Annotated in this window: 33 protein-coding genes; 31 read left to right on the top strand and 2 right to left on the bottom strand. The window is 59.4% G+C overall.

Going from position 1 to position 22,979, the window contains the following annotated elements; all coding sequences use genetic code 11:
- The first annotated feature begins 27 nt into the window (after nt 1-27).
- From fusA to rplQ, 29 genes are all read left to right on the top strand, one after another.
- On the top strand, nt 28-2,118 hold the full coding sequence (gene fusA, locus HPDFL43_RS09520) for an elongation factor G (RefSeq protein WP_007197107.1): 2,091 nt from the start codon (nt 28-30) through the stop codon (nt 2,116-2,118).
- Nucleotides 2,119-2,217: 99 nt separating this feature from the next.
- Entirely contained in the window at nt 2,218-3,393 is a 1,176-nt protein-coding gene (gene tuf / locus HPDFL43_RS09525) for an elongation factor Tu (protein ID WP_007197090.1), read from the top strand.
- A gap of 71 nt (nt 3,394-3,464) precedes the next feature.
- A complete protein-coding gene (gene rpsJ, locus HPDFL43_RS09530) occupies nt 3,465-3,773 on the top strand; it encodes a 30S ribosomal protein S10 (protein ID WP_003547547.1) in 309 nt (102 codons plus the stop codon).
- Nucleotides 3,774-3,853: 80 nt separating this feature from the next.
- Nucleotides 3,854-4,558: a 50S ribosomal protein L3 gene (rplC, locus tag HPDFL43_RS09535; protein WP_040449165.1), complete on the top strand. Its 705-nt coding sequence runs from the start codon at nt 3,854-3,856 to the stop codon at nt 4,556-4,558.
- On the top strand, nt 4,558-5,178 hold the full coding sequence (gene rplD / locus HPDFL43_RS09540) for a 50S ribosomal protein L4 (RefSeq protein WP_007197111.1): 621 nt from the start codon (nt 4,558-4,560) through the stop codon (nt 5,176-5,178). The genes rplC and rplD overlap by 1 nt, the downstream gene beginning before the upstream one ends.
- Complete coding sequence (locus tag HPDFL43_RS09545) at nt 5,175-5,468, top strand: 50S ribosomal protein L23 (RefSeq protein WP_007197112.1); 294 nt, start codon at nt 5,175-5,177, stop codon at nt 5,466-5,468. Before rplD ends, HPDFL43_RS09545 begins: the two co-directional genes overlap by 4 nt.
- 37 nt (nt 5,469-5,505) lie before the next feature.
- Entirely contained in the window at nt 5,506-6,342 is an 837-nt protein-coding gene (gene rplB, locus HPDFL43_RS09550; RefSeq protein WP_007197113.1) for a 50S ribosomal protein L2, read from the top strand.
- Between the two features lie 15 nt (nt 6,343-6,357).
- Entirely contained in the window at nt 6,358-6,636 is a 279-nt protein-coding gene (gene rpsS / locus HPDFL43_RS09555) for a 30S ribosomal protein S19 (RefSeq protein WP_007197114.1), read from the top strand.
- Between the two features lie 2 nt (nt 6,637-6,638).
- Nucleotides 6,639-7,028 carry a 50S ribosomal protein L22 gene (rplV, locus tag HPDFL43_RS09560; RefSeq protein WP_007197115.1) on the top strand — a complete coding sequence of 130 codons (390 nt, stop codon included), beginning with the start codon at nt 6,639-6,641 and terminating at the stop codon, nt 7,026-7,028.
- Nucleotides 7,028-7,732 carry a 30S ribosomal protein S3 gene (rpsC, locus tag HPDFL43_RS09565; RefSeq protein ID WP_007197116.1) on the top strand — a complete coding sequence of 235 codons (705 nt, stop codon included), beginning with the start codon at nt 7,028-7,030 and terminating at the stop codon, nt 7,730-7,732. The genes rplV and rpsC overlap by 1 nt, the downstream gene beginning before the upstream one ends.
- A gap of 34 nt (nt 7,733-7,766) precedes the next feature.
- On the top strand, nt 7,767-8,180 hold the full coding sequence (gene rplP, locus HPDFL43_RS09570; RefSeq protein ID WP_007197117.1) for a 50S ribosomal protein L16: 414 nt from the start codon (nt 7,767-7,769) through the stop codon (nt 8,178-8,180).
- A gap of 11 nt (nt 8,181-8,191) precedes the next feature.
- A complete protein-coding gene (gene rpmC / locus HPDFL43_RS09575; protein ID WP_007197118.1) occupies nt 8,192-8,392 on the top strand; it encodes a 50S ribosomal protein L29 in 201 nt (66 codons plus the stop codon).
- Nucleotides 8,393-8,404: 12 nt separating this feature from the next.
- On the top strand, nt 8,405-8,644 hold the full coding sequence (rpsQ, locus tag HPDFL43_RS09580; protein WP_007197119.1) for a 30S ribosomal protein S17: 240 nt from the start codon (nt 8,405-8,407) through the stop codon (nt 8,642-8,644).
- Nucleotides 8,645-8,883: 239 nt separating this feature from the next.
- Entirely contained in the window at nt 8,884-9,252 is a 369-nt protein-coding gene (gene rplN, locus HPDFL43_RS09585; protein WP_007197120.1) for a 50S ribosomal protein L14, read from the top strand.
- Nucleotides 9,253-9,263: 11 nt separating this feature from the next.
- The gene (rplX, locus tag HPDFL43_RS09590; protein WP_007197121.1) at nt 9,264-9,575 is read left to right on the top strand and encodes a 50S ribosomal protein L24; all 312 of its coding nucleotides are present in this window, start codon (nt 9,264-9,266) and stop codon (nt 9,573-9,575) included.
- Entirely contained in the window at nt 9,568-10,125 is a 558-nt protein-coding gene (gene rplE / locus HPDFL43_RS09595) for a 50S ribosomal protein L5 (protein WP_007197122.1), read from the top strand. The genes rplX and rplE overlap by 8 nt, the downstream gene beginning before the upstream one ends.
- A gap of 34 nt (nt 10,126-10,159) precedes the next feature.
- Nucleotides 10,160-10,465 (top strand): 30S ribosomal protein S14, encoded by a 306-nt coding sequence (gene rpsN, locus HPDFL43_RS09600; protein ID WP_007197123.1) that lies wholly within the window; start codon nt 10,160-10,162, stop codon nt 10,463-10,465.
- Nucleotides 10,466-10,477: 12 nt separating this feature from the next.
- Nucleotides 10,478-10,876, top strand: a complete 399-nt coding sequence (gene rpsH / locus HPDFL43_RS09605; protein WP_007197124.1) for a 30S ribosomal protein S8 — start codon at nt 10,478-10,480, stop codon at nt 10,874-10,876.
- Nucleotides 10,877-10,914: 38 nt separating this feature from the next.
- Nucleotides 10,915-11,448 carry a 50S ribosomal protein L6 gene (gene rplF / locus HPDFL43_RS09610; RefSeq protein WP_007197125.1) on the top strand — a complete coding sequence of 178 codons (534 nt, stop codon included), beginning with the start codon at nt 10,915-10,917 and terminating at the stop codon, nt 11,446-11,448.
- Between the two features lie 12 nt (nt 11,449-11,460).
- Nucleotides 11,461-11,823, top strand: coding sequence for a 50S ribosomal protein L18 (gene rplR, locus HPDFL43_RS09615; RefSeq protein ID WP_007197126.1), 363 nt, complete (start codon nt 11,461-11,463; stop codon nt 11,821-11,823).
- A 45-nt stretch (nt 11,824-11,868) separates the two neighbouring features.
- The gene (gene rpsE / locus HPDFL43_RS09620; RefSeq protein WP_007197127.1) at nt 11,869-12,429 is read left to right on the top strand and encodes a 30S ribosomal protein S5; all 561 of its coding nucleotides are present in this window, start codon (nt 11,869-11,871) and stop codon (nt 12,427-12,429) included.
- Nucleotides 12,430-12,467: 38 nt separating this feature from the next.
- Nucleotides 12,468-12,668, top strand: coding sequence for a 50S ribosomal protein L30 (rpmD, locus tag HPDFL43_RS09625; RefSeq protein ID WP_007197129.1), 201 nt, complete (start codon nt 12,468-12,470; stop codon nt 12,666-12,668).
- Nucleotides 12,669-12,684: 16 nt separating this feature from the next.
- Nucleotides 12,685-13,167, top strand: coding sequence for a 50S ribosomal protein L15 (rplO, locus tag HPDFL43_RS09630; protein ID WP_007197130.1), 483 nt, complete (start codon nt 12,685-12,687; stop codon nt 13,165-13,167).
- 199 nt (nt 13,168-13,366) lie between these two features.
- On the top strand, nt 13,367-14,707 hold the full coding sequence (secY, locus tag HPDFL43_RS09635) for a preprotein translocase subunit SecY (protein WP_040450056.1): 1,341 nt from the start codon (nt 13,367-13,369) through the stop codon (nt 14,705-14,707).
- On the top strand, nt 14,704-15,288 hold the full coding sequence (locus HPDFL43_RS09640) for an adenylate kinase (protein ID WP_040449166.1): 585 nt from the start codon (nt 14,704-14,706) through the stop codon (nt 15,286-15,288). Before secY ends, HPDFL43_RS09640 begins: the two co-directional genes overlap by 4 nt.
- A 337-nt stretch (nt 15,289-15,625) precedes the next feature.
- Nucleotides 15,626-15,994: a 30S ribosomal protein S13 gene (gene rpsM, locus HPDFL43_RS09645; protein ID WP_040450057.1), complete on the top strand. Its 369-nt coding sequence runs from the start codon at nt 15,626-15,628 to the stop codon at nt 15,992-15,994.
- Between the two features lie 142 nt (nt 15,995-16,136).
- Complete coding sequence (gene rpsK / locus HPDFL43_RS09650) at nt 16,137-16,526, top strand: 30S ribosomal protein S11 (RefSeq protein WP_007197134.1); 390 nt, start codon at nt 16,137-16,139, stop codon at nt 16,524-16,526.
- Between the two features lie 106 nt (nt 16,527-16,632).
- Complete coding sequence (locus HPDFL43_RS09655) at nt 16,633-17,643, top strand: DNA-directed RNA polymerase subunit alpha (RefSeq protein ID WP_007197135.1); 1,011 nt, start codon at nt 16,633-16,635, stop codon at nt 17,641-17,643.
- A 45-nt stretch (nt 17,644-17,688) separates the two neighbouring features.
- The gene (gene rplQ / locus HPDFL43_RS09660) at nt 17,689-18,117 is read left to right on the top strand and encodes a 50S ribosomal protein L17 (RefSeq protein ID WP_007197136.1); all 429 of its coding nucleotides are present in this window, start codon (nt 17,689-17,691) and stop codon (nt 18,115-18,117) included.
- Between the two features lie 146 nt (nt 18,118-18,263).
- Here the strand turns inward: rplQ and msrQ are convergent, their stop codons facing one another.
- Both msrQ and msrP read right to left on the bottom strand, forming a co-directional pair.
- Complete coding sequence (gene msrQ / locus HPDFL43_RS09665; protein ID WP_007197137.1) at nt 18,264-18,926, bottom strand: protein-methionine-sulfoxide reductase heme-binding subunit MsrQ; 663 nt, start codon at nt 18,924-18,926, stop codon at nt 18,264-18,266.
- A 2-nt stretch (nt 18,927-18,928) separates the two neighbouring features.
- A complete protein-coding gene (msrP, locus tag HPDFL43_RS09670; RefSeq protein ID WP_040449167.1) occupies nt 18,929-19,885 on the bottom strand; it encodes a protein-methionine-sulfoxide reductase catalytic subunit MsrP in 957 nt (318 codons plus the stop codon).
- A 235-nt stretch (nt 19,886-20,120) separates the two neighbouring features.
- Here msrP and HPDFL43_RS09680 point away from each other — a divergent pair, with 235 nt between their 5' ends.
- Nucleotides 20,121-21,644, top strand: a complete 1,524-nt coding sequence (locus HPDFL43_RS09680; protein WP_007197140.1) for a DegQ family serine endoprotease — start codon at nt 20,121-20,123, stop codon at nt 21,642-21,644.
- 5 nt (nt 21,645-21,649) lie between these two features.
- Nucleotides 21,650-22,960 carry a replication-associated recombination protein A gene (locus HPDFL43_RS09685; RefSeq protein ID WP_007197141.1) on the top strand — a complete coding sequence of 437 codons (1,311 nt, stop codon included), beginning with the start codon at nt 21,650-21,652 and terminating at the stop codon, nt 22,958-22,960.
- Nucleotides 22,961-22,979: the final 19 nt, after the last annotated feature.

A 22,979-nucleotide genomic window follows, 5' to 3' on the forward strand; every position in this document is an offset into this window, starting at 1 on the left:
AGGACCTGTTTCCGAAAGGCATTGAAAATGGCCCGCGAATACGCAATCGAAGACTACCGCAATTTCGGCATCATGGCGCACATCGACGCCGGCAAGACCACGACCACCGAGCGCGTCCTTTACTATACCGGCAAGTCGCACAAGATCGGTGAAGTCCATGACGGCGCTGCCACCATGGACTGGATGGAGCAGGAGCAGGAGCGTGGCATCACCATCACCTCTGCTGCGACCACCACGTTCTGGAAGGGCCGCGACGGCAAGATGTGCCGCTTCAACATCATCGACACTCCAGGCCACGTTGACTTCACCATTGAAGTTGAGCGTTCGCTGCGCGTTCTCGACGGCGCGATCGCCCTGCTCGATGCGAATGCCGGTGTGGAGCCGCAGACCGAAACTGTCTGGCGTCAGGCCGACAAGTACAACGTCCCGCGGATGATCTTCTGCAACAAGATGGACAAGACCGGCGCCGACTTCTATCGCTCGGTGTCTATGATCAAGTCGCGCCTTGGCGCAACGCCTGTTGTCTGCCAGCTGCCGATCGGTGCTGAAACCGAATTTGTAGGCGTCGTTGACCTGATCGAAATGAATGCATTGGTCTGGCGCGATGAATCGCTCGGCGCGCAGTGGGATGTCGTTGAGATCCCGGACGACCTTAAGGAAAAGGCAGAAGAGTACCGCGAGCTCCTCATCGAAACTGTCGTTGAAATCGACGAGGGCGCCATGGAGCGTTACCTCGAAGGTGAAATGCCGGGCAATGACGAGATCCGCTCACTGATCCGCAAGGGCACCATTGCCGTGCAGTTCTTCCCGATGTTCTGCGGCTCTGCCTTCAAGAACAAGGGCGTTCAGCCGTTGCTCGATGCTGTTGTCGACTACCTGCCGAGCCCGGCCGAAGTGCCGGCCATTGAAGGCATCGACGTCAAGACCGAGCAAGAAACCACGCGTCCTGCAAGTGATGAAGAGCCGCTTTCAATGCTCGCCTTCAAGGTCATGAACGACCCCTTCGTTGGTTCGCTGACCTTTGCCCGTATCTATTCCGGCAAGCTCGAAAAGGGCTCGTCTGTGATGAACACGGTCAAGGAAAAACGCGAGCGTGTTGGCCGTATGCTGCAGATGCACTCGAACTCGCGTGAAGACATCGAAGAAGCCTTTGCCGGCGATATCGTTGCGCTCGCGGGCCTCAAGGAAACCACCACGGGCGACACGCTGTGTGATCCGCTCAAGCCGGTGATCCTCGAGCGCATGGAATTCCCTGATCCGGTTATCCAGATCGCGATCGAGCCGAAGACCAAGGGCGACCAGGAAAAGATGGGCCTCGCGCTCAACCGTCTGGCTGCTGAAGATCCTTCCTTCCGCGTCAAGACGGACGAAGAATCCGGTCAGACCATCATCGCTGGTATGGGCGAATTGCATCTCGACATTCTCGTTGACCGCATGCGTCGCGAGTTCAAGGTTGAGGCCAATGTCGGCGCCCCGCAGGTTGCCTACCGTGAATCGATCACAAAGGCATACGAAGCCGATTACACCCACAAGAAGCAGTCGGGTGGTTCGGGTCAGTTTGCGCGCGTCAAGATCCGGTTCGAGCCAAACGACGAGACCGAAGAGTTCATTTTCGAGAGCAAGATCGTCGGTGGTTCGGTTCCCAAGGAGTACATCCCGGGCGTCCAGAAGGGCATCGACAGCGTGATGAATTCGGGCCCGCTCGCAGGCTTCCCGATGCTGGGTATCAAGGCAACCCTGATCGACGGTGCCTACCATGATGTGGACTCCAGCGTCCTCGCCTTTGAAATCGCAGGTCGCGCTTGCTTCCGCGAAAACTCGAAGTTCATGGGCCCGCAGCTGCTTGAGCCGATCATGAAGGTTGAGGTCGTGACACCGGAAGATTACGTCGGTGACGTGATCGGTGACCTGAACTCGCGCCGTGGTCAGATCCAGGGCCAGGAAATGCGCGGCATCGCCGTGGTGATCGACGCACATGTGCCGTTGGCCAACATGTTCAAATATGTCGATACGCTGCGGTCGATGTCTCAGGGCCGGGCGCAGTATTCGATGGTCTTTGATCATTACGCGCCGGTTCCGTCGAATGTCTCCCAGGAGATCCAGGCGAAATACGCTTAATTGTCCGGCTGCCGGGTCCGCGTTTGGAACGCCGGTCCGGCCCGGAGACCGAAACAGTAAATTGCCCTTAACGGGCGGAATGAGAATGGAGAGCCGAAGATGGCAAAGGGTAAGTTCGAGCGCAATAAGCCGCACGTAAACATCGGCACGATTGGTCACGTTGACCACGGCAAGACGTCTCTGACGGCTGCGATCACCAAGTACTTTGGAGATTTCAAGGCCTATGACCAGATTGACGCTGCACCCGAAGAGAAGGCCCGCGGCATCACCATTTCGACCGCGCACGTCGAGTATGAGACCGAAGGCCGTCACTACGCCCACGTCGACTGCCCCGGCCACGCCGACTATGTGAAGAACATGATCACCGGTGCGGCTCAGATGGATGGCGCGATCCTGGTTGTTTCGGCTGCTGACGGCCCGATGCCCCAGACCCGCGAGCACATCCTGCTTGCCCGCCAGGTTGGCGTGCCTTCGCTGGTGGTGTTCCTCAACAAGGTCGACCAGGTCGACGACGAGGAGCTTCTCGAGCTGGTGGAGATGGAAGTTCGCGAACTTCTGTCGTCCTACGACTTCCCGGGCGACGACATTCCGATCATCAAGGGCTCTGCTCTGGTTGCGCTCAACGATGGCGACAAGGCCCAGGGTGAAGACGCGATCCGTGCTCTGATGGCTGCGGTTGACGAGTACATCCCGACCCCTGAGCGTCCGATCGATCAGCCGTTCCTGATGCCGATCGAAGACGTGTTCTCGATCTCGGGCCGCGGTACTGTTGTGACCGGCCGTGTCGAGCGTGGCATTGTCAAGGTTGGCGAAGAAATCGAAATCGTCGGCATCCGCGACACCAAGAAGACGGTTTGCACGGGCGTTGAAATGTTCCGCAAGCTGCTCGACCAGGGCCAGGCCGGCGACAACATCGGCGCGCTTCTGCGTGGCGTTGACCGTGAAGGCGTTGAGCGCGGTCAGGTTCTCTGCAAGCCTGGTTCGGTCAAGCCGCACACCAAGTTCAAGGCAGAAGCCTACATTCTGACCAAGGAAGAGGGCGGTCGTCACACACCGTTCTTCACCAACTACCGTCCGCAGTTTTACTTCCGCACGACCGACGTGACGGGTGTTGTGACACTGCCGGAAGGCACCGAAATGGTGATGCCGGGCGACAATATCTCGGCTGACGTGACGCTGATCGTGCCGATCGCGATGGAAGAGAAGCTGCGCTTCGCCATCCGCGAAGGCGGCCGCACCGTCGGCGCCGGCATCGTCGCTTCGATCATCGAATAACAAACGGGGGCAGGTCGCGCGGTTCGGTCATACCGGATCGCGCGGTCCTCTCACAAGCAAGGACAAGTCGAATGAACGGCCAGAACATCCGCATCCGCCTCAAGGCGTTTGATCACCGGATCCTTGACGCCTCCACACGTGAAATCGTGTCGACGGCGAAACGGACCGGCGCAAGCGTCCGCGGCCCGGTTCCGCTGCCGACCCGGATCGAAAAATTTACGGTCAACCGGTCGCCGCACATCGACAAGAAGAGCCGCGAGCAGTTCGAGATGCGCACCCACAAGCGTCTTCTCGACATCGTCGATCCGACACCGCAGACCGTAGATGCGCTTATGAAGCTGGATCTCGCCGCGGGCGTTGATGTGGAAATCAAGCTGTAAGGCGCGCGTCGTCTTAAGCACAGGGAACGAGGCATGAAGGGGCAGGGCCCCGACAGGCTCATCTCAAGAGGAATGAACCGATGCGTTCAGGTGTGATTGCACAAAAAGTGGGAATGACCCGGGTCTACAACGACGCCGGAGAGCATGTGCCCGTGACCGTTCTGCGGTTGGAAAACTGCCAGGTGGTGGCCCAGCGTACGGAAGAGAAGAACGGCTACACAGCCGTCCAGCTCGGCGCCGGCGTCGCCAAGGTCAAGAACACGTCCAAGGCTATGCGCGGTAACTTCGCCATCGCCAATGTCGAACCCAAGGCCAAGCTGGTCGAGTTCCGCGTCAGCTCCGACAATCTTATCGATGTCGGCGCGGAGATTTCCGCGAGCCATTTCGTTGCGGGCCAGCTCGTTGATGTCTCCGGCGTTACCCAGGGTAAGGGCTTTGCCGGTGCCATGAAGCGTCACGGCTTTGGCGGTCTTCGCGCCACCCACGGCGTTTCGGTCTCGCACCGTTCGCACGGCTCGACCGGTTCGAACCAGGATCCGGGCAAGGTCTGGAAGGGCAAGAAGATGGCCGGCCACATGGGTCAGACCCGCGTGACCACGCAAAATCTCGAGATCGTCTCGACCGACGCCGATCGCGGCCTGATCCTGATCAAGGGCGCGGTTCCGGGCTCCAAGGGGTCATGGATCGTCGTTCGCGATGCAATCAAGTCCGGCATCCCGGCTGATGCGCCACTTCCTGCAGCCATCCGCGCTGCGGCCACCGTATCGAATGAGGGAGCCGAATAATGGATCTCACCGTCACCACTCTCGAGGGCAAGTCCGCAGGAAAGATTTCTCTTTCCGATGCGATCTTCGGTCTCGAACCGCGCCAGGATCTGATCCAGCGCATCGTGCGTTGGCAGCTCGCCAAGAAGCAGCAGGGCGGTCATAAGACCCTCGGCCGTTCCGAGATCTCGCGCACTGGCGCCAAGATGTTCAAGCAGAAGGGTACGGGCCGCGCTCGTCACCATGCTGCAAGCGCCCCGCAGTTCCGCGGTGGTGGCCGGGCACACGGCCCGGTCGTGCGCAGCCACGCTCATGATCTTCCCAAGAAGGTCCGCGCTCTTGCCCTGCGTCACGCGCTCTCGGCCAAGGCCCAGGCGTCCGACATTATTATTGTCGACAGCCTGACTGCTGGTGAAGCCAAGACAAAGGCGCTGACAGGTTCGCTCGACAAGATGGGCCTGAACAATGCGCTGTTCATCGGCGGCGCGGAGCTCGATCAGAACTTCCGCCTTGCCGCCAAGAACATTCCGAACGTGGATGTTCTGCCGGTTCAGGGCATCAACGTCTATGACATTCTGCGCCGCGGCAAGCTTGTCTTGTCCAAGGACGCTGTCGCTGCTCTGGAGGAGCGCTTCAAATGACGGATATTCGCCACTATGATGTGATTGTCTCTCCGGCGATCACCGAAAAGTCGACGCTGGTGTCCGAGCAGAACCAGGTTGTCTTCAACGTCGCCCGGCGCGCCACCAAGCCTGAAATCAAGGCTGCGGTAGAAGCGCTGTTCGGTGTCAAGGTTACGGCGGTCAACACGCTGCTGCGCAAGGGCAAAACCAAGCGCTTCCGCGGCATTGCCGGTCGCCAGTCTGATGTGAAGAAGGCGTATGTGACGCTTGCCGAAGGTCAGTCGATCGACGTCTCAACCGGCCTGTAAGGGCCGCGCGAACTAGCCCTCAAAAGGGAACAGGAAAATGGCACTGAAAAGTTACAATCCGACGACCCCGAGCCAGCGCCAGCTGGTTATCGTTGATCGTTCGGGCCTTTATCGCGGCAAGCCGGTCAAATCGCTGACCCAGGGCTTGACCGGCAAGGGCGGACGCAACAACACCGGCCGGGTGACTGCCCAGTCGATTGGTGGTGGTCACAAGCGCACCTACCGGATGGTGGATTTCAAGCGTCGCAAGTTCGACGTTGAAGCGACCGTCGAGCATATGGAATACGATCCGAACCGGACCGCATTCATTGCTCTGATCACCTATGCCGATGGCGAGAAGTCCTACATTCTTGCACCGCAGCGTCTTGCTGCCGGTGATAAGGTGATCTCTTCGGACAAGGCGGTTGACGTGAAGCCAGGCAATTGCATGCCGCTTCAGTTCATGCCGGTTGGCACGATCGTCCACAATATCGAGATGAAGCCGGCCAAGGGTGGCCAGGTTGCCCGCTCGGCTGGTGGATATGCGCAGCTGGTCGGTCGTGATCAGGGCATGGCCATCCTGCGTCTCAATTCGGGTGAACAGCGCCTTGTGCAGGGCGCTTGCCTTGCCACTGTTGGCGCGGTCTCGAACCCCGACCACCTCAACATCAACGACGGCAAGGCTGGCCGGTCGCGCTGGAAGGGCAAACGCCCCCATGTTCGCGGCGTCGCCATGAACCCTGTCGATCACCCGCACGGTGGTGGTGAAGGCCGGACCTCCGGTGGTCGCCATCCGGTGAGCCCCTGGGGCAAGCCGACCAAGGGCAAGCGCACGCGTTCGAACAAGTCGACAGACAAGTTCATCATGCGTTCGCGCCATCAGCGTAAGAAATAAGAGAGGAAGTCTCCAATGGCTCGTTCAGTTTGGAAAGGTCCGTTTGTTGACGGCTATCTTCTCAAGAAGGCTGAGAAGGTGCGCGAAGGCGGCCGCAATGAAGTAATCAAGATCTGGAGCCGCCGCTCCACTATCATGCCGCAGTTCGTCGGCCTGACATTCGGCGTCTACAACGGAAGCAAGCACATTCCGGTCAACGTGTCCGAAGACATGGTCGGCCAGAAGTTTGGCGAATACTCCCCGACGCGGACCTATTATGGCCACGGCGCCGACAAGAAAGCGAAGAGGAAGTAACAATGGGCAAGGCAAAAACCGAACGCCGGCTCAAGGACAACGAAGCGCAGGCAGTCGCCCGCACGCTTCGTGTCAGTCCGCAGAAGCTCAACCTGGTTGCCGGTCTCATCCGCGGCAAGAAGGTTGGCAAGGCACTGGCCGAGCTTGAGTTTTCCCGCAAGCGCATCGCTTCGACCGTCAAGAAGACGCTTGAATCGGCGATTGCAAACGCAGAAAACAACCACGATCTCGATGTAGATTCGCTGGTCGTTGCCGAAGCCTATGTCGGCAAGTCCATCGTTATGAAGCGCTTCCATGCCCGCGGTCGTGGCCGTTCCTCGCGGATCGAAAAGCCGTTCTCGCATCTCACCATCGTGGTGCGTGAAGTGGAAGCCAAAGAGGAGGCCGCATAATGGGTCAGAAAATTAATCCAATCGGTTTTCGTCTTGGCATCAACCGTACGTGGGACAGCCGCTGGTTTGCAGACAATGCCGAGTACGGCAAGCTGCTGCATGAAGACCTGAAGATCCGCAAGTATCTGCTTGCTGAACTCAAGCAGGCCGGTATTTCGAAGGTCGTGATCGAGCGTCCACACAAGAAGTGCCGCGTGACCATCCATGCTGCCCGGCCTGGCCTGATCATCGGCAAGAAGGGTGCGGACATCGAAAAGCTGCGCCGCAAGCTCGGCGAGATGACGCAGTCGGAAACGCACCTCAACATTGTTGAAGTGCGGAAGCCGGAAGTTGACGCAACGTTGGTCGCTCAGTCGATCGCCCAGCAGCTTGAGCGTCGTATTGCGTTCCGCCGCGCCATGAAGCGTTCGGTTCAGTCGGCTATGCGTCTGGGTGCCGAAGGCATCAAGATCACTTGCGGCGGCCGTCTTGGCGGCGCGGAAATCGCGCGCACCGAGTGGTACCGTGAGGGCCGGGTTCCGCTTCACACGCTTCGCGCCGACATCGACTACGGCACTGCCGAAGCGAAGACGGCTTACGGCATCTGCGGCGTCAAGGTCTGGATATTCAAGGGCGAAATCCTTGAGCATGACCCAATGGCATCGGAACGCCGCGCCACTGAGGGCGACGCTTCGGGCGGCAATCGCCGGCGCGAAAACGCTTAATCACGCGCAGGCAGACAATTCGGAGAATTAAACAATGTTGCAGCCAAAGCGTACAAAGTACCGCAAGCAGTTCAAGGGCCGCATCAAGGGCGTCGCCAAGGGCGGCTCGGACTTGAATTTCGGTTCTTACGGCTTGAAGGCGCAGGAGCCCGATCGCGTCAATGCACGTCAGATCGAAGCGGCCCGTCGTGCCATCACCCGTCACATGAAGCGTGCCGGCCGTGTCTGGATCCGCATCTTCCCTGATGTGCCGGTAACCTCCAAGCCGACCGAAGTCCGTATGGGTAAGGGTAAGGGCTCGGTTGATTATTGGGCGGCCAAGGTCAAGCCAGGCCGGATCATGTTTGAAATCGACGGCGTGAGCGAAGAGCTTGCCCGCGAAGCCCTGCGTCTCGGCGCGGCGAAGCTTTCGGTCAAGACCCGCTTCGTCCAGCGCATCGCAGACTAAGGAGAGCGATCATGAAAGCTGCAGATGTTCGCGCGATGAGCGTTGACCAACTCAATGACGAGCTCGCCAAGCTGAAGAAAGAGCAGTTCAACCTGCGCTTCCAGGGTGCTACCGGCCAGCTTGAAAAGACCTCGCGGGTCCGGGAAATCCGCCGCGATGTCGCCCGCATCAAGACCATTGCCCGCCAGAAGGCGGCAGAAGCCAAGGCCTAAGGACCGAATAAGATGCCAAAACGCATTCTGCAGGGCACTGTAGTCAGTGACAAGAACGAAAAGACAGTGGTCGTCCGTGTGGAGCGTCGTTTCGCGCACCCGGTGATGCGCAAGATCGTTCGTCGCACCAAGAACTACAAGGCGCACGACGAGAACAACACATGCAAGGTAGGCGACGAGGTTTCCATTCAGGAATGCGCGCCGATCTCCAAAGACAAGCGCTGGACAGTCGTTGAGGCTGCCCAGGCTTGATTAATCATGGTTTGAGGCAGGTGCGCCTATTGCACCTTGCCGAGAATCCTGTATGAAGCAGGCCATTGGCGCAGAACGCCCCTCAGACGGGCGTTCTTCTGCTTTCAGCGCATGGAAGGTCCCATCTCGGGAAACCACCTTGGCAACATCCTTCCCGCGCACGACAAGAATTGACTCATAAGCTGGCATAGGGGCCTTAGTGTCCAACCGTGCCGGTAACAACAAGAAGGCGGCCTGATATGATTCAGATGCAAACAAACCTCGACGTTGCCGATAATTCCGGCGCCCGTCGTGTCATGTGCATCAAGGTTCTGGGCGGTTCCAAGCGGAAATATGCTTCGATCGGCGACGTGATCGTCGTCTCGATCAAGGAAGCCATTCCGCGCGGCCGCGTCAAGAAGGGTGATGTGATGAAGGCGGTTGTTGTCCGCACTGCCAAGGACATCCGTCGCGCCGATGGCAGCGTGATCCGGTTCGACCGGAACGCAGCCGTTCTGATCGATAACAAGAAAGAGCCGATCGGCACCCGCATCTTCGGACCGGTTCCGCGTGAATTGCGCGCCAAGAGCCACATGAAGATCATCTCCCTGGCTCCAGAAGTGCTGTAAGGAACGAACCGATGCAAAAGATCCGCAAAGGCGACAAGGTCGTCGTTCTGGCCGGCAAGGACAAGGGCCGTAGTGGCGAAGTCCTGGCTGTGATGCCGAAGGAAGACCGGGCCGTGGTCCGGGGTCTCAATATGGTCAAGCGCCACCAGCGCCAGACCCAGACCCAGGAAGCCGGCATCATCAACAAGGAAGCCTCGCTTCACCTCTCCAACCTCGCGGTTGCAGATCCCAAGGACGGCAAGCCGACCCGCGTCGGTTTCCGCGTTGAGGGTGAGAAGAAGGTGCGCGTGGCAAAGCGTTCTGGAGAAGTGATCGATGGCTGATGCGAAGTACGAGCCGCGGCTCAAGACCGAATATGTGACACGCATCCGCAAGGCCATGCAGGAAAAGTTCGCATATGCGAACGAAATGCAGATCCCGCGTGTGGACAAGATCGTGATCAACATGGGCGTTGGCGAAGCCACCGCCGATTCCAAGAAGCCCGCTGTGGCGGCTGAAGACCTGGCGGCAATCGCCGGCCAGAAGCCCGTCATTACACGCGCACGCAATTCGATCGCCGGCTTCAAGCTGCGCGAGCAGATGCCGATTGGTGCAAAAGTGACTCTGCGCGGCGCCCGCATGTATGAGTTCATGGATCGCCTGGTCACCATCGCGCTTCCGCGCGTTCGCGACTTTCGCGGCCTGAACCCCAAAAGCTTTGACGGCCGTGGCAATTTCGCCATGGGCATCAAGGAGCACATCGTGTTTCCAGAGGTCAACTACGACAAGGTCGACCAGATCTGGGGCATGGACATTATCGTTTGTACGACGGCACCAACGGACGACGAAGCTCGCGCTCTGCTCACAGAGTTCAACTTCCCGTTCCCGCAGTAATCGTAACGGCATTCGTGAAAAAGGATAACTGATCATGGCGAAAGTCAGCGCAATTGAGAAGAACAAGCGCCGCCGCAAGCTGGTCGCACGCGACGCCCCGAAGCGGGCTGCGCTCAAGGCGATCATCAAGAACCAGGAGCTTCCCATCGAGGAGCGGTTCCGTGCAACGCTGAAGCTGGCTGAAATGCCACGCAACGGCGCGAAGATTCGCGTTCGCAACCGCTGCGAAGTTACCGGCCGTCCGCGCGCTTACTACCGTAAGCTGGGCATGTCGCGTATCGCTTTGCGTGAGCTCGGGTCGCTGGCCAAGGTGCCCGGCCTGGTCAAGTCGAGCTGGTAAGGAGCGAGCAATATGGCAATGACTGATCCATTGGGTGATATGCTCACCCGTATCCGCAACGGTGTTGCTCGCCGCAAGTCGTCGGTTTCGACACCGGCTTCCAAGCTGCGCGCCCGTGTTCTCGACGTGCTGCAGTCCGAAGGATACATCCGTGGTTACACCGAGGTGGCTTTCGACAACGGCAAGGCTGAACTGAGCATCGAGCTCAAATATCATGAAGGCGCACCGGTGATCCGTGAGATCGCCCGCGTTTCAAAGCCCGGCCGGCGTGTCTACGTCTCCGTTAAGTCCATTCCGCAGGTCGCGAACGGTCTCGGCATTACGATCCTTTCGACTCCGAAGGGCGTTTTGGCTGATCATGTCGCGCGTGAGCACAATGTTGGTGGCGAGGTTCTCTGCTCGATCTTCTGATCGTGCAGAACCTCCATCTCGAACAGACAGGTTGAACAATGTCTCGTATCGGTAAAAAGCCCGTTCCGGTTCCTGCCGGCGTCACCGCGACGGTTGACGGCCAGAAAGTGGTCGCCAAGGGTCCCAAGGGTGAGTTGAGCTTCGTTGCAAACGACGAAGTCGCACTCAAGCTTGTGGACAATGCGGTCGTCGTCTCGCCCGTGGGCAACTCCAAGGATGCCCGCTCCAAGTGGGGCATGTCGCGCACCATGATCTCCAACATCTTCACCGGTGTTAAGGATGGTTATGAGCGCAAGCTCGAAATCAACGGCGTGGGTTATCGCGCCGCGATGCAGGGTCGCAATCTGCAGCTGGCTCTTGGCTTCAGCCATGATGTCGTCTATCAGCCGCCGGAAGGCGTCAATATTGCATGCCCGAAGCCGACGGAAATCGTCATCACCGGCATCGACAAGCAGGTGCTTGGCCAGGTGGCGGCAGAGATCCGCGGCTACCGCGGTCCCGAGCCTTACAAGGGCAAGGGCGTCAAATATGCTGAAGAGCGGATTGTCCGCAAAGAAGGCAAGAAGAAGTAAGGAAGACGCGAAATGGCTAGCAGGAAACAATCCCTTACGCGTCGGGCCGACCGTGTTCGCCGCCAGATCAAGGCGGTGGCCAATGGCCGTCCGCGCCTGTCGGTTCATCGCTCGTCGAAGAACATTTATGCCCAAATCATCGATGACGCAGCAGGCCGTACGCTTGCATCGGCATCGACGCTGGACACCGGTCTTCGCGGTGAACTCAAGACCGGTGCGGATGTCTCCGCAGCGGCCGCTGTCGGCAAGCTGATTGCCGCGCGCGCATCAGAAGCAGGCGTCAAGGATGTGGTCTTTGACCGCGGCGCCTTCATCTATCACGGCCGGATCAAGGCCCTCGCTGAAGCTGCCCGCGAAGGCGGTCTTAGCTTCTAAGTCAAACCAGCCGATTGATTCCGGAAAAGAATAAGGAAAAGGACAATGGCCAAGGAAGGTCGCCGCGACAATCGCGGCAGGGAAGAAGAGCGCGACAGCGAATTCGTTGACAAGCTTGTTCACATCAACCGCGTTGCCAAGGTCGTCAAGGGCGGCCGGCGCTTCGGTTTCGCAGCCCTGGTGGTTGTTGGAGACCAGAAGGGCCGCGTTGGCTTCGGTCACGGCAAGGCTCGCGAAGTGCCGGAAGCTATCCGCAAGGCGACTGAGTCCGCCAAGCGTGATCTGATCTTCGTTCCGCTTCGTTCGGGCCGGACACTGCACCATGATGTGCATGGCCGTCACGGCGCCGGCAAGGTGCTGCTTCGTTCCGCGAAACCGGGTACCGGGATCATCGCTGGTGGTCCGATGCGTGCTGTGTTCGAAACGCTTGGCATGCAGGATGTCGTGGCCAAGTCGACCGGTTCCTCGAACCCGTACAACATGGTCCGCGCCACATTTGATGCGCTCAAGAACCAGATGCACCCCAAGGACATCGCGGCTCAGCGCAGCATCAAGTATTCCACGCTTCAGGAACGCCGCGGTCCTGCCGCCGGTGGTGAAGAGTAATCGGGCCTCTGCCTTATTTGAACTAGGGAGCCAAGACCATGGCTGACAATAAAAAGGGCAAGACGGTTACCGTAGAACAGATCGGTAGCCCGATTCGCCGCCCCAACGTCCAGCGTCAGACGCTGATCGGTTTGGGCCTTAACAAGATGCACCGCCGCCGGACCCTCGAGGACACTCCGTCCGTTCGTGGCATGATCCGTTCGGTCAGCCACCTCGTTCGCGTCGTCGACGAGCAGTGAGTGGGAGTGATTGATCATGAAACTCAATGAAATCAACGACAACGAAGGCGCAACCAAGAACCGCAAGCGCGTTGGCCGCGGTATTGGTTCGGGCTCCGGCAAGACCGGTGGTCGCGGCGTCAAGGGTCAGAAGTCCCGTTCGGGTGTTTCCATCAACGGCTTCGAAGGCGGCCAGATGCCGATCTATCGTCGTCTGCCAAAGCGTGGCTTCAACAACATCTTCTCGAGCGACTTCAACGTCGTTTCGATTGGGCGTATCCAGACTGCAATCGATGCAGGCAAGCTTGATGGCAAGTCGACCATTGATGCTGCTGCGCTCAAGGGTGCTGGCGTGATCCGCCGCATCAAGGATGGCGTCCGGGTTCTGGCCGACGGCGAACTCAAGGCCAAGCTTACTCTCGAAGTCGCAGGCGCATCGCGCACTGCGATCGAGAAGGTGGAAAAGGCCGGTGGTTCGATCAAGGTTCTGGCCGCAGCGCCAGCCGCAGCCGAAGGCTGATAAAATTGTGACCGTCCGGTGCTTCACATCGGGCGGTTTTCATCCCATATGGGATCAGTCGGCGCGCTAGTTCGGGCCGGCTGGGGCAGGCGCCAGGTACCGGACCGACGGTCTGGCCGCAACGTCCGGTGAAACCAACTCAGACCCTCCGGAGATGATCGGGTTCATCAGGCGCCGGATGGGCCACGCGGAGAACGCAATGGCATCTGCAGCCGAACAACTCGCTTCCAATCTGAACTTTTCGGCTTTCGCCAAGGCGGAAGACCTCAAGAAACGGATCTGGTTTACCCTTGGCGCGCTTCTGGTTTACCGCCTGGGAACCTACATTCCGCTGCCCGGCATCAACCCCGATGCATTCGCACAGGCCTTCCAGGGCCAGGCAGGCGGCATTCTTGGCCTCTTCAACATGTTTGCGGGTGGCGCTGTTGAGCGCATGGCGATCTTCGCGCTCGGCATCATGCCTTACATTTCCGCTTCGATCATCATTCAGCTGATGACTTCGGTTGTGCCTACGCTTGAGCAGCTCAAGAAAGAGGGCGAGCAGGGCCGCAAGATCATCAACCAGTACACCCGTTACGGAACTGTGCTGTTGGGCACCGTACAGGCTTACGGCATCGCCGTCGGCCTCGAATCGGGCAATGGAATTGTCACCGATCCGGGCTGGTTCTTCCGCATCGCCACGGTGATCACCCTTGTGGGCGGCACCATGTTCCTGATGTGGCTCGGTGAACAGATCACCGCGCGGGGCATCGGCAACGGCATTTCGCTGATCATCTTTGCGGGCATCGTCGCAGCTCTCCCGGGGGCCGTTGCCGGCACCCTTGAACTCGGCCGCACCGGCGCATTGTCGACCGGCCTGATCATCGCAATCATCGTTGTTGCGATCGCAGTCATCGCCTTCATCGTGTTCATCGAGCGCGCTCAGCGGCAGTTGCTGATCCAGTATCCCAAGCGCCAGGTCGGCTCGCGGATGTTCCAGGGCGACACGTCGCACCTGCCGCTCAAGCTCAACACGGCCGGTGTGATTCCGCCGATCTTTGCCTCGTCGCTGCTGTTGCTGCCTGCGACAGTTGCGGGCTTTGCCAACACCGGCGATTTGCCGGGATGGGCGACGACATTGCTCGCCTCGCTTGGCCACGGCCAGCCGGCCTATATGATTTTCTATGCTGCGATGATCGCGTTCTTCGCCTTCTTCTACACGGCGATCGTGTTCAATCCGAAGGATACAGCTGACAATCTCAAGCGCCATGGCGGCTTCATCCCCGGGATCCGCCCCGGTGATCGTACAGCCGAATACATCGATTTCGTGCTCACACGCATTACCGTGATCGGCGCAATGTACCTGGTTTTCGTCTGTCTCTTACCCGAATTTCTAATCGCGCAGACCGGCGTTCCGTTCTATTTGGGTGGAACATCGCTTCTGATCGTTGTCTCGGTGACACTCGATACGGTTGCGCAGGTTCAGGGACATCTGATCGCTCAGCAATATGAGGGGTTGATCAAGAAGTCCAAACTTCGGGGAGGGAAGAGGGGACGATGAAGCTAATACTATTGGGGCCGCCTGGGGCGGGGAAAGGCACTCAGGCCCAGCGTCTGGTCGAAAAGCACGGTGTACCGCAGCTCTCAACCGGTGACATGCTGCGCGCCGCAGTTGCCGCCGGCACGGAAGTCGGCAAGCGGGCCAAGGCAGTGATGGATGCGGGTGAACTGGTGTCGGACGACATCGTCAATGCCATCGTATCCGAACGCATCGACCAGCCAGACTGTGCGCGCGGTTTCATCCTTGATGGCTACCCGCGCACCCTTGTGCAGGCGGATGCAGTCGAGGCAATGCTTGCAAGCAAGGATATGAAGCTTGATTCGGTAATCGAGCTAATTGTCGACGACAAGGCGCTTGTGGGCCGTATCGTCAAGCGTGCCGAAGAGGCTGCTGCAGCAGGACAGCCGGTTCGCAAGGACGACAATCCCGAGGTCTTCGACGAGCGGCTTCGCGAATACTACAAGAAGACCGCGCCGTTGACCGGTTACTATTACGCCAAGGGCGTTTTGCGTAACGTTGACGGCATGAAGACGATCGATGCGGTCAGTGAAGAGATCGAACAGGTTCTCGCCTCGCTTTGAGGGGGAGAGCCATTCCGGTAGTCCGGACTGCAAGCTGCAGCCGGCCTTGCGCGGCCTGGTGTGAAATTGTGGAGTGCAGAGGTTGACGAAACCGTTGCGCTTCCGCTAAGACCCGTCCAATTCGCGACATGCTGGCGATCGGTGCGGTTTCCCTTCAATAGAGGGATCCGGCTCTGGTCGCTTTGAGCATGCCGGGACCAAGCATGAGAATACGGTTTGCCGCACAGGGCGTTGGACCGCATCCAGACTACCCCGCAAGGGCCGGCCTCCACCGGACGCGGGTCAACAATAACCCGCCGCCCAGATTAGATCTGTCCCGGCCCACATGGAGATGCACATGGCCCGCATAGCAGGCGTTAACATTCCGACCAACAAGCGCGTGATCATCGCGCTCACCTACATTCACGGCATCGGCAACAAGTTTGCTGCCGAGATTGTCGAGAAGGTCGGCATTCCGCTCGATCGTCGCGTCAACCAGCTTTCGGACGCCGAAGTGCTGCAGATTCGCGAAACCATTGACCGCGATTATCAGGTTGAAGGCGACCTGCGCCGCGAGAACTCGATGAACATCAAGCGTCTTATGGACCTTGGTTGTTACCGCGGTCTCCGCCATCGTCGTGGTCTGCCGGTGCGTGGTCAGCGGACCCACACCAATGCCCGCACCCGCAAGGGCCCTGCAAAGGCGATCGCTGGTAAGAAGAAGTAATTTGGGGTCCGCCTGATTGGCGGCTGCAGCTTAGAGGCGGTGGTTCAATCAGCCACCGCTTTCAGGTTTCGGCCTTCAGGCAGGTACATCCCGGTGGAGCCGCTGGTGCTACGGCGGTGCTGATATCTCGAAAGGAAAAAACATGGCCAAGGAAGCCGCACGCGTCAAACGGCGCGAACGCAAGAACATCTCGTCGGGCGTCGCCCACGTCAATTCGACCTTCAACAACACGATGATCACCATCACCGATGCGCAGGGCAATGCCATCTCGTGGTCTTCGGCCGGTTCGAAGGGTTTCAAGGGTTCGCGTAAGTCGACCCCGTTTGCGGCGCAGATGGCCGCAGAAGACGCGGCCAAGAAGGCACAGGACCACGGCATGAAGTCGCTTGAAGTTGAAGTTTGCGGTCCCGGGTCGGGTCGTGAGTCGGCACTTCGCGCTTTGCAGGCTGCGGGTTTCACCATCACTTCGATCCGTGATGTGACCCCGATCCCGCATAATGGCTGCCGTCCGCGCAAGAAGCGTCGCGTCTGAGCCCGCTTGATTTTTGCGACGGGCAGGGGCCTTGCCTCCGCCCGTTCGATCCTCTTCTCACTTCGCCGTCACGAATGGATTGTGCGGCAACAGGAAGGCAACAGACATGATTCAGAAAAACTGGCAGGAATTGATCAAGCCAAGCAAGGTCGAGTTCTCGACCCAGAGCCGCACCAAGGCTTCCGTCGTCGCCGAGCCGCTTGAGCGCGGTTTTGGCCTGACACTTGGCAATGCTCTGCGCCGGGTGCTCCTTTCCTCGCTGCGCGGCGCCGCCGTGACCGCAGTTCAGATTGATGGCGTTCTTCACGAGTTCTCCTCGATCCCTGGTGTGCGCGAAGATGTCACCGACATCATTCTCAACATCAAGGAAATCGCCATCCGCATGGAAGGTGACGAAGCCAAGCGCATGGTTGTGCGCAAGCAGGGTCCGGGCGTTGTCACTGCCGGCGACATCCAGACCGTGGGCGACATCGAGATCCTCAACCCCGAGCATGCGCTCTGCACGCTCGATGAGGGCGCTGAAATCCGAATGGAATTCACCGTCAACAACGGCAAGGGCTACGTCGCAGCGGATCGCAACCGCGCCGAAGACGCGCCGATCGGTCTTATCCCGGTCGACAGCCTCTACTCGCCGGTCAAGAAGTGCTCCTACAAGGTGGAAAACACCCGTGAAGGTCAGGTTCTCGACTACGACAAGCTGACCCTGTCGCTTGAAACCGATGGTTCGGTCAGCGGCGAAGATGCCGTTGCCTATGCTGCGCGAATCCTTCAGGACCAGCTCGGCGTGTTCGTCAACTTCGACGAGCCGCAGAAGGAAGTTCACGAGGAAACCGTCGCCGAACTCGCTTTCAACCCGTCGCTTCTCAAGAAGGTCGACGAACTGGAGCTTTCGGTTCGCTCGGCAAACTGCCTGAAGAACGACAACATCGTCTACATCGGCGACCTGATTCAAAAGACCGAAGCCGAAATGCTCCGGACTCCGAACTTTGGCCGCAAATCGCTCAACGAGATCAAGGAAGTCCTGGCTTCCATGGGCCTGCATCTGGGTATGGAAGTTCCATCCTGGCCGCCGGAAAACATCGAAGATCTCGCCAAGCGCTACGAAGACCAGTATTAAACCGTCAAACGGCAGGCATGTGCCTGCATGTGAAGGAGACAGGCCATGCGCCACGGAAATTCAGGCCGCAAGCTGAACCGCACCTCGAGCCACCGCAAGGCGATGTTCGCCAACATGGCGGCTTCGCTCATCGAACATGAGCAGATCGTGACCACCTTGCCGAAGGCCAAGGAAATTCGCCCGATCGTTGAAAAGCTCGTCACGCTCGGCAAGCGCGGCGACCTGCATGCTCGCCGCCAGGCGATCTCGCAGATCCGCGACAATGATGCCGTTCGCAAGCTGTTCGACACCATCGCGACCCGTTACGCCACCCGCAATGGCGGCTACATTCGCATCATGAAGGCCGGTTTCCGCACCGGCGACAATGCGCCCATGGCCGTTGTTGAATTCGTGGACCGCGATGTCGATGCCAAGGGCGCCAAGGATCGCGCCCGCGTGGCCGCCGAGGCTGCCGCTGAAGAAGAAGCCGCGTAAGCGACTTTCTTCCAAGCACAAACAATCACAAGGCCGGGTGCATCGTGCGCCCGGCCTTTGCCGTTTCCATGTGCTGCAAAAGCTGAATGGTTGTTGAACCGATCAGGCGTGCACCATCTGTCTGTGTTTCCAGCGGTTAGGAAAGCTCACTCTGCTTGCGGCTGCGCCGATGTAGCGCTGGCTGCGGCGGATGCCTTCCTCGTTCTTTTCCAGCCCATGAACCGTGAGCGCACCATCCGCCAACCGATCAGCGCTGCAATCAACCCGGAATAGACCAATTCTTCAGGGCCGATGACTTTGACAGAAAGGCAATAGTGCAGCGCGCCGGCCGCCGCGATCGGGTAGATCAAACGGTGCAGCCAGGTCCAGCGCATACCCATTTTGCGGATTGACCAGGCATTCGAGGTCAGCGCCAGCGGTATCAGCAAAACCAGCGCCGCCATGCCGATGGTGATGAACCAGCGCTTGATGACGTCCTCGACAATCACGCCAAGGGCCAGCCGCTTGTCTAGGACCATATAGGCAAGGAAGTGCATCATCACGTAGTAGAAGGCCAGCAGCCCGAGCGCCCGCCGGTAGCGGACCCAATTGATCCCCGCAATGTCCCTCAGTGGGGTAATCGCCAGCGTCAGAATGAGAAACTTCAAGGCCCATTCGCCAAGGAAGTGCTCAAAGATCTTGACCGGATTGCCGACCAGCTGCCCGGTTGCCCCAAGATAGAAGCACCACGCGGCGGGCAAAAAGCCCGCCACATACAGCAGCCATATCGAGGCGTTGTGGTAGCGCCGGGGCAGGGAAGGCAGGGCCATCGTCAGAATTTCACTTTAAGATCCATACCGCCATAAAGGCTTGCCACCTCGTCGCCGTAGCCGTTGAACATCAGTGTCGGGCGCTGGTTGGAGCCGAAGAAACCTCCGCCACCAATGCGGTTTTCAGAGGCCTGGCTCCAGCGCGGGTGATCGACCTCCGGGTTCACATTGGCATAGAAGCCGTATTCATTGGGCGCTTGCAGATTCCAGCTTGTCGGAGGCTCTTCCTCGGTCAGCGTGATGCGCACGACCGATTTGATGCCCTTGAAGCCATATTTCCAGGGCACCACCAGCCGCACCGGCGCGCCATTCTGGTTGGGCAACACCTTGCCGTAGAGCCCCACCGACATGATCGTTAGCGGATGCATGGCTTCATCGAGCCGCAAGCCCTCGACATAAGGCCATGGAAGCGGCTGGAACGGGCCACGCTGGCCCGGCATTTCCTGGGCCCGCACAATCGTTTCGAACGCCACATATTTTGCACTGCCGAGCGGTTCGGCGCGGGCAAGCAGGGTCGACAGCGGGAAACCGATCCATGGAATCACCATCGACCAGGCTTCGACACAGCGCATCCGGTAGGTCCGCTCCTCAAGCTCGAAGGCCAGCATTTCTTCAAGGCCGACCTCGCCGGGATTGTTTACCAGCCCGTCGATCATTATGCTCCAGGGGCGTGGATTGAAATCGCCGGATCTGGCGGCCGGATCCCCCTTGCCTGTGCCGAATTCATAGAAATTGTTGTAGGTGGTCACCGATTCCTCGGGCGTAAGATCCTCTCCGGGATCGTACCCGCCGGGTTTTGCCTCAAGCGCGGCAAGCTCTGAGGCCGCGAAACCCAGGGAGGGTGTTGCCATGGCCAGGCCACCGGCGGCCGCCATGCGCAGGATATCCCGTCGCCCAAAATAGGCGCTTTCCGACGTTATTTCAGAGGCCGGAATCTGTGGAGGGCGGTAGCGGCGCATGATGTTGTCACTCCATCTGGAAGGTCTTTTGATTAACGTAGAAGACGAAGTCGAAAAAACCATGACGAGCCTTCCCTGAAAAGCCCCGGTCCGGCCAACTTATCGTGTAGTGGCCGTGAACGGCGGTATGAGGTGTCGGCTGAATCCAGTTCGGTGCCATCAAGCGGTCAAACTCATGATGACTTTGTAGCCCCTCTCGGGCCATACTCACACAACAGACTCAAGGAATTCCCTCATGCTTCAAGACCGCGCGCGCCGCCGTTTTGCACTCCTTTTCCACTTGCTGGCTTTGGTGCTGATGTTGGCAGCTGCATTTCCGGTCCATGCGCAGCAGGCCACAGAGGACGCAATCAGCGATGCCTTGGGGCAGATCTTCAAGGACGTGCTGCGTGGCTCAACCGATGATGTGAAGACCCCGCAAACCGATGCGGTTTCTCGAACGCCGCCGGGTTCGCGAAACCAGATGATGATGTCGTTTTCGCCGCTGGTCAAAGCGACCGCGCCGGCAGTGGTCAATGTCTATGCCGACCGGATGGTCCAGCGCCGCGCATCGCCTTTTGCCGGGGATCCGTTCTTCGAACAATTCTTCGGACAGCGCATGCCCAATCGCACCGAGCGCCAGTCCTCGCTGGGCTCCGGCGTCATCGTCGAGGCGCGCGGCATTGTGGTCACCAACAACCATGTCATCGAAGGGGCGGACGACATTCGCGTGGCCCTGGCCGATGGCCGCGAATTTGAAAGCCGGCTGCTGCTCAAGGATGAACGCTTCGATCTGGCCATCCTGGCAATCGACGGGGCGGGGCCGTTTCCGGTGATCGAGTTTGGCGACACGGACGCCATCGAGGTGGGCGACATCGTGCTTGCGATCGGCAACCCCTTCGGCGTCGGCCAGACTGTGACCAGTGGCATTGTCTCGGCGCTGGCACGCAACCGGGTCGGGGTTTCCGATTTCGGCTTTTTCATCCAGACCGATGCGGCGATCAATCCGGGCAATTCCGGTGGGGCGCTGATCGACATGAACGGGCGGTTGATCGGTATCAACACTGCGATCTTCACACGCTCCGGCGGCTCCAACGGTATCGGATTTGCCATCCCCGCCAATCTGGTGCGCGCGGTTGCGCAAACCGCAGAATCCGGCGGTGAGGTGTTTGAGCGGCCCTATATCGGCGCGACCTTCGCCAGCGTGACTGCAGACATTGCAGAAGCTCTGGGGCTCAAGCGCGCCACCGGCGCGCTGGTTACAGATGTTGCAGAGAATGGCCCGTCCGCCGATTCCGGCCTGCGGGCGGGTGATATCATCATCGGCTTCAACGGACAGCCGATCGAACATCCAGATGCGCTCGGATACCGTCTGGCAACCGCTGGCGTAGGCGCAAGTGCTGACTTTACCGTGCTAAGCAGGGATGGCCGCAAGACCGTGACGGTCAAGCTCGTGGCCCCGCCTGCCGACGACCCGCGCGACCGCCGCACGCTTGACGGCCGTAATCCGTTTGCCGGTGCCGTCGTGTCCAACATCACGCCGCGCATAGCCGATCAGCTCAGGCTTCCTGTGTCACTGCGGGGGGTGATCATAACCGAGGTTCCGCGTCAGTCTCTGGCAGGCCGTTATGGGTTCCGGCCCGGTGATGTGATTTCAGACATCAATAGTGTGGCGATCCCCGATGTCGATATTCTCGCTGGCATCCTCGATGAAGGCGCGAGCTTCTGGCGTTTCGAAATCATCCGAGACGGCCGGCGCATCCGCCAGATGATCAGGTGAACCCCATGTCTGATCTGTTTGCCGGTTCCGCCGAAACACAGGCCAACCGGCCACTTGCCGACCGGCTGCGTCCGGCAACCCTGGCGGAAGTGACCGGCCAGCCTCATCTGACCGGTCCTGATGGCGCCATCACCCGGATGATTGCCTCTGGCAGCCTCGGATCGATGATCTTCTGGGGGCCGCCCGGCACCGGCAAGACAACCGTTGCGCGGCTTCTTGCCGGCGAGACCGATCTGGCCTTTGATCAGATCTCGGCGATCTTCTCCGGTGTCGCCGATCTCAAGAAGGTGTTCGAAACCGCACGAGCGCGCCGCATGGGCGGTCGCCAGACCTTGCTGTTCGTCGATGAGATCCATCGCTTCAACCGGGCGCAGCAGGACAGCTTCCTGCCGGTGATGGAAGACGGAACCATCGTGCTTGTGGGCGCGACCACCGAGAACCCGTCCTTTGAACTCAATGCGGCGCTGTTGTCTCGTGCCCGGGTGCTGACCTTCAGGTCCCATGATGAGGAGAGCCTTGAAAGCCTGCTTGTCCGGGCGGAAGCCGACACTGGCAAGCCGCTGCCGCTGGAACCGGAAGCCCGCGCAAGTCTGCTGCGCATGGCCGATGGCGATGGCCGGGCGGTGCTGACCTTGGCTGAAGAGGTCTGGCGCGCGGCCCGCGAGGGAGAGAGCTTTGACACCGCGGCCCTGGTCGAGGTGGTTCAGCGCCGCGCGCCGGTCTATGACAAGGGTCAGGACGGCCACTACAATCTGATCTCGGCCCTGCACAAGGCAGTGCGCGGCTCCGATCCCGATGCGGCGCTCTATTACCTCGCCCGGATGTTCGATGCCGGTGAGGATCCGCTGTTTCTGGGACGGCGGCTGGTGCGCATGGCGTCCGAGGACATCGGCAATGCCGATCCGCAAGCGCTGGTGGTCGCCAATGCGGCCAAGGATGCCTATGATTTTCTGGGTTCACCCGAAGGCGAACTGGCGCTGGCCCAGGCCTGCGTCTATCTCGCCACAGCCCCCAAATCCAATGGGGTTTACACTGCCTACAAGGCCGCAATGCGTGCAGCCAAGGAAAACGGCTCATTGTTGCCGCCCAAGCAGATTCTCAATGCGCCGACCAAGCTGATGAAGTCCGAAGGCTACAGCGACGGCTATCTTTACGATCACGATCAGCCTGACGCATTTTCAGGCCAAGACTATTTCCCTGAAGCGATGGGCCGCAAGACATTCTACGACCCGCCCGAGCGTGGCTTTGAGCGCGATATCCGCAAGCGGCTGGAGTTCTGGTCCAGGCTGCGCAAGGAACGGGCGGCAAAGCGCTGATGCTGGCTGGGAAATGGGT

This window comes from Hoeflea phototrophica DFL-43 (assembly GCF_000154705.2).
Lineage (GTDB): Bacteria > Pseudomonadota > Alphaproteobacteria > Rhizobiales > Rhizobiaceae > Hoeflea > Hoeflea phototrophica.

Excerpts from the sequence above, each read along its gene's own strand:
- fusA (WP_007197107.1), top strand. The coding sequence starts at position 28 with ATGGCCCGCGAATACGCAATCGAAGACTACCGCAATTTCGGCATCATG.
- tuf (WP_007197090.1), top strand. The coding sequence starts at position 2,218 with ATGGCAAAGGGTAAGTTCGAGCGCAATAAGCCGCACGTAAACATCGGC.
- rpsJ (WP_003547547.1), top strand. The coding sequence starts at position 3,465 with ATGAACGGCCAGAACATCCGCATCCGCCTCAAGGCGTTTGATCACCGG.
- rplC (WP_040449165.1), top strand. The coding sequence starts at position 3,854 with ATGCGTTCAGGTGTGATTGCACAAAAAGTGGGAATGACCCGGGTCTAC.
- rplD (WP_007197111.1), top strand. The coding sequence starts at position 4,558 with ATGGATCTCACCGTCACCACTCTCGAGGGCAAGTCCGCAGGAAAGATT.
- HPDFL43_RS09545 (WP_007197112.1), top strand. The coding sequence starts at position 5,175 with ATGACGGATATTCGCCACTATGATGTGATTGTCTCTCCGGCGATCACC.
- rplB (WP_007197113.1), top strand. The coding sequence starts at position 5,506 with ATGGCACTGAAAAGTTACAATCCGACGACCCCGAGCCAGCGCCAGCTG.
- rpsS (WP_007197114.1), top strand. The coding sequence starts at position 6,358 with ATGGCTCGTTCAGTTTGGAAAGGTCCGTTTGTTGACGGCTATCTTCTC.
- rplV (WP_007197115.1), top strand. The coding sequence starts at position 6,639 with ATGGGCAAGGCAAAAACCGAACGCCGGCTCAAGGACAACGAAGCGCAG.
- rpsC (WP_007197116.1), top strand. The coding sequence starts at position 7,028 with ATGGGTCAGAAAATTAATCCAATCGGTTTTCGTCTTGGCATCAACCGT.
- rplP (WP_007197117.1), top strand. The coding sequence starts at position 7,767 with ATGTTGCAGCCAAAGCGTACAAAGTACCGCAAGCAGTTCAAGGGCCGC.
- rpmC (WP_007197118.1), top strand. The coding sequence starts at position 8,192 with ATGAAAGCTGCAGATGTTCGCGCGATGAGCGTTGACCAACTCAATGAC.
- rpsQ (WP_007197119.1), top strand. The coding sequence starts at position 8,405 with ATGCCAAAACGCATTCTGCAGGGCACTGTAGTCAGTGACAAGAACGAA.
- rplN (WP_007197120.1), top strand. The coding sequence starts at position 8,884 with ATGATTCAGATGCAAACAAACCTCGACGTTGCCGATAATTCCGGCGCC.
- rplX (WP_007197121.1), top strand. The coding sequence starts at position 9,264 with ATGCAAAAGATCCGCAAAGGCGACAAGGTCGTCGTTCTGGCCGGCAAG.
- rplE (WP_007197122.1), top strand. The coding sequence starts at position 9,568 with ATGGCTGATGCGAAGTACGAGCCGCGGCTCAAGACCGAATATGTGACA.
- rpsN (WP_007197123.1), top strand. The coding sequence starts at position 10,160 with ATGGCGAAAGTCAGCGCAATTGAGAAGAACAAGCGCCGCCGCAAGCTG.
- rpsH (WP_007197124.1), top strand. The coding sequence starts at position 10,478 with ATGGCAATGACTGATCCATTGGGTGATATGCTCACCCGTATCCGCAAC.
- rplF (WP_007197125.1), top strand. The coding sequence starts at position 10,915 with ATGTCTCGTATCGGTAAAAAGCCCGTTCCGGTTCCTGCCGGCGTCACC.
- rplR (WP_007197126.1), top strand. The coding sequence starts at position 11,461 with ATGGCTAGCAGGAAACAATCCCTTACGCGTCGGGCCGACCGTGTTCGC.
- rpsE (WP_007197127.1), top strand. The coding sequence starts at position 11,869 with ATGGCCAAGGAAGGTCGCCGCGACAATCGCGGCAGGGAAGAAGAGCGC.
- rpmD (WP_007197129.1), top strand. The coding sequence starts at position 12,468 with ATGGCTGACAATAAAAAGGGCAAGACGGTTACCGTAGAACAGATCGGT.
- rplO (WP_007197130.1), top strand. The coding sequence starts at position 12,685 with ATGAAACTCAATGAAATCAACGACAACGAAGGCGCAACCAAGAACCGC.
- secY (WP_040450056.1), top strand. The coding sequence starts at position 13,367 with ATGGCATCTGCAGCCGAACAACTCGCTTCCAATCTGAACTTTTCGGCT.
- HPDFL43_RS09640 (WP_040449166.1), top strand. The coding sequence starts at position 14,704 with ATGAAGCTAATACTATTGGGGCCGCCTGGGGCGGGGAAAGGCACTCAG.
- rpsM (WP_040450057.1), top strand. The coding sequence starts at position 15,626 with ATGGCCCGCATAGCAGGCGTTAACATTCCGACCAACAAGCGCGTGATC.
- rpsK (WP_007197134.1), top strand. The coding sequence starts at position 16,137 with ATGGCCAAGGAAGCCGCACGCGTCAAACGGCGCGAACGCAAGAACATC.
- HPDFL43_RS09655 (WP_007197135.1), top strand. The coding sequence starts at position 16,633 with ATGATTCAGAAAAACTGGCAGGAATTGATCAAGCCAAGCAAGGTCGAG.
- rplQ (WP_007197136.1), top strand. The coding sequence starts at position 17,689 with ATGCGCCACGGAAATTCAGGCCGCAAGCTGAACCGCACCTCGAGCCAC.
- msrQ (WP_007197137.1), bottom strand. The coding sequence starts at position 18,926 with ATGGCCCTGCCTTCCCTGCCCCGGCGCTACCACAACGCCTCGATATGG.
- msrP (WP_040449167.1), bottom strand. The coding sequence starts at position 19,885 with ATGCGCCGCTACCGCCCTCCACAGATTCCGGCCTCTGAAATAACGTCG.
- HPDFL43_RS09680 (WP_007197140.1), top strand. The coding sequence starts at position 20,121 with ATGCTTCAAGACCGCGCGCGCCGCCGTTTTGCACTCCTTTTCCACTTG.
- HPDFL43_RS09685 (WP_007197141.1), top strand. The coding sequence starts at position 21,650 with ATGTCTGATCTGTTTGCCGGTTCCGCCGAAACACAGGCCAACCGGCCA.